This window comes from Skermanella sp. (assembly GCF_059503625.1).
Genome location: NZ_JCACHA010000159.1, coordinates 1 through 3659, shown reverse-complemented (window position 1 = coordinate 3659; position 3659 = coordinate 1). Strand labels below are relative to the sequence as shown.

General features: G+C 61.2%; 3 protein-coding genes. All 3 read right to left on the bottom strand.

All coding sequences use genetic code 11. The annotated features are described in order from the left end of the window. A partial coding sequence (locus AC5JJ6_RS04305) for an alpha/beta fold hydrolase (protein WP_496040862.1) occupies nucleotides 1-625 on the bottom strand: 625 nt, incomplete at its 3' end. Between the two features lie 34 nt (nucleotides 626-659). Continuing rightward, complete coding sequence (locus AC5JJ6_RS04300; RefSeq protein WP_496040861.1) at nucleotides 660-2216, bottom strand: SpoVR family protein; 1557 nt, start codon at nucleotides 2214-2216, stop codon at nucleotides 660-662. A gap of 96 nt (nucleotides 2217-2312) precedes the next feature. Beyond that, nucleotides 2313-3620: a YeaH/YhbH family protein gene (locus tag AC5JJ6_RS04295; RefSeq protein ID WP_496040863.1), complete on the bottom strand. Its 1308-nt coding sequence runs from the start codon at nucleotides 3618-3620 to the stop codon at nucleotides 2313-2315. Nucleotides 3621-3659: the final 39 nt, after the last annotated feature.

The window sequence follows — 3659 nt, the reverse complement described above, 5'->3', positions numbered from 1 at the left end:
CGGGGAAGCGCTCCTGGAAATAGTCCGGCACGGGATCGGGCGAGAAGATCCGGCTTATCATCGCCGACAGGTACATCCGGCCGAACCCCGCAGACATCGCATGCGCGCTGATCGGACCCACCACGGGAACGCCGTTCAGCATGATCGGCATCAGATCGAAACGCGGCGTCGGAAAGCAGTAGCCGGCGAGCGATATGATTCCGGAGATATGCTCGGGGAACTGGACGGCATAAGCCAGTGCCACGGTTCCCCCAAGTGAGTGCCCGACGACGATCGGCTTTTCGACTCCGATCAGCCCCATAGCCTCATGGATCATCCGGGCTTGCCGCGCCATCGATGCGGAAGCGGGCGACGTGAACTGCGCGGGACGCGTGCTGTATCCGTGCCCCGGCCTGTCGACGACGATCGTGCGATAGCTCTTCGACAAGGGACCGAGCAGGGACATCGCCATGTCCTCGGCCTGCATCAGGGCGCCATGGATCAGCAGGATGGGCGGGCCGGAGCCGCGCTCGACATAGTGGATCCTGGAACCATCGGACAGGTCGATCATCCTGCCCAATGGCGGGTTGTCCAATTCTGCCTGGGCGGCGCGCCGGTTGGTATCGTAGGCAAGGCCAAGCAGCATGCCTGCTCCCAATGCGAGCCGTCCGCCCATAGCCTCAACTCAAGAGAAGCGAACTGGCCGAAACGGTATGTTCCTTCAGGACCGCGTCGGTGGTCGCATCGACCTCGACCAGCATGACCTCGTAGCCCCAAAGATTGGCGATATGCCGCAGGACCGCGCGAGCGTCGCTCTCGTCCAGCAGAACCCGGTTGATGACGCGGTGCTGAAGGATAAGCTTGCGGTCGCCCGCCAGGTCCACATCCACGATCTGGATGTCCGGCTCGAGATAACCGATATCGTACTGGCGGGCAAGCGCCTTGCGGAGCTTCCGGTAACCGCGCTCGTTATGGATCGCTTCCACCATCATTTCCGGCTCGGACGCATCGTTGCGGACCTCGAACATCCGCATCTTACGCATCAGGTGCGGGCTCAGGTACTGGAGAACGAAGCTCTCGTCGCGGAAATTGGCCCAAGCCTCCCGCAGCGTCCCCATGGCATCGCCGTTGCCGGCGAAATCGGGAAACCACTGGCGATCCTCGTCGGTCGGCTTGGTGGCGATACGCTCGATATCCTCCATCATCGCGAAACCGATGGCATAGGGGTTTATCCCGCTGAAGCGGGGATCGTCGAAACTCGGCTGGAAGACGACGCTGGTGTGGGAGTGCAGGAATTCCAGATAAGCGCCGTCGCTCATCAGTCCCTTCTGATGCAGACGATTCATGATGTAGTAGTGGGTGTAGGTCGCACACCCTTCGTTCATCAGCTTGGTCTGCTTCTGCGGGTAGAAGTACTGGGCGACGCGGCGGACGATGCGCAGGATCTCCCGCTGCCACTGATGCAGGCGCGGCGCCTTCTTCTCCAGGAAATAGAGGATGTTCTCCTCGGGCAGCGCCAGCAGCGCTTTGCGGTTCTCGACCGCCGACACGGCTTCCTTGACGCCGGGCTTGGTCGGGACCGTGCGCCAGAGGTCGTTGTACATTTTGCGGTTATATTCCTGCCGCTCGTCCTCGCGCCTCTGCTCTTCCCGCAGGTCGAGCGGCTGCTTGCGCGGATAGCGGTGGACGCCATGGCTCATCAGTGCATGGGCGGCGTCGAGCGTACGCTCGACCGCCTGATGCCCGTAACGCTCTTCGCATTTGAGGATGAAGGTCTTGGCAAACTCAAGATAGTCCAGGATGCCCTTGGCATCGGTCCACTGGCGGAACAGGTTGTTGTTCTTGAAGAAGTGATTATGGCCGAATGCCGCGTGCGCGATCACCAGCGTCTGCATCGTCATGGAATTCTCTTCCATGATGTAGCTGATGCAGGGACTAGAGTTGATCACGATTTCATAGGCCAGACCGCGCAGCCCCTTGCGGTACATGGTCTCGTCCTGCGCGAAATGCTTGCCGAACGACCAGTGCTTGTACATCAGCGGCATGCCGATGGACGAGTAGGCGTCCAGCATCTGCTCGGCCGTGATCACCTCGATCTGGTTCGGATAGATATCCAGCCCCATCTCGTCGAACGCGATCCGCTCGATCGCGTCGTAGGCGCGCTTGATCTTATCGTAATCCCAATCGGCGCCTTCGTAGATCAACTGGTTGGGGCTGTCGAGCATCTGCATGGACATCTACCGTTCCTCTGGCAATCCTCGGAGACTATCCGTCACGTGACCGTCTCATTGGAGCGACCGTCAATACTACCGTCGTTTTACGCTGCCGCCGCTTTACGTCGTCGCATTTTCGCGGGAAAACAACTCCCGGAACACCGGAAAGATTTCCCTGCGCGTCCGGACCTTCCGCATGGCGATCGGCGCTCCCGGTTTCGCCACCAGCTTGTAGGTCCGCCACAGGTCCGTTTCCCGGCCGAGAGTCGCCCCCAGCGCGCCGCCAAGTCCGCCTTCGTAATCCTGGCTGACTTCAATATAAGCGAAGTATTGGCACATTGGCAGGATGACGTTCTCCAGCAACGCCGCCGACTTGGCATTGTCGTTGGACATGTTGTCGCCGTCCGACGCCTGCGCCGCGTAGATGTTCCAGTCGCCTTCGGGATACCGGTCGGCGATGATCCGCTTCATCTCCTCCAGCGCCGTGGAAACGACGGTACCGCCCGTTTCCGCACTGTAGAAGAACGTCTCCTCGTCCACTTCCTTGGCTTCGTGGGTGTGCCGGATGAAGACGATGTCGACATGGCGGTAACGCCGCTTGAGGAACAGGAAGAGCAGAATGAAGAACCGCTTCGCGAGGTCCTTCATATGCTCGGTCATCGAGCCGGAAACGTCCATCAGGCAGAACATGACGGCCTGGGCCACCGGCCTGGGAACGCGTTCGAACCGGTTGTAGCGTACGTCGACCGGGTCGAGGTAGGGGATCAGCCGGCTCCGCCGCATCTGGCGGTCCAACTCGCCGCGAAGCTCAAGCAGCCGGTCGTCGTCGGTGCCGTTGGCCTCGAGGTCCGCGATTTCCTGTTCCAGCCTCTCGATCTCCTCCGGCTTGGGCCGGCGGAGAGCGATGCGGCGGGACAGGCTGTTGCGCATCGTGCGCACCAGATTGAGGTTGCTGGGCGAACCGCTGGAACTGTAGCCCGCCCGATGAAGCGAGAAGCTCTCGGTCTGCTTGATCTTCTGCTTCACGAGATCCGGCAGCTCGAGGTCTTCCATGAAGATATCGAGGAATTCCTCCCGGCTCAGGACGAACCGGAAGTCATCCTCGCCCTCCCCGTCCGGGGCGCCTTCCGAGCCGCCCCGTCCGCCTCCGCCGTCCGGCCTGGGAATGGTATCGCCTTCGACGAACTCCTTGTTGCCCGGCACCACATGCTCGCGCAGGCCCCCCGAAGCCGAACGGTGGAACGAAGGTTCCCGCACGCCACCCGTGGATATCGAGATCTTGTCGCCGTTCTCGATATCCTGGATGTTGCGCTTGCCCGAGCTGTCGCGCACCGCCTTGACGATCTGTTCCTTGGCGCGGCGCAGGAAGCGCTGGCGGTTTGCCAGGCTTTTGCCCTTGGGGTTGAGGCGCCGGTCAATGATGTTCATGTCAGCAATACTGCCTTTCGTCAGCGGGTCTGCTTCACC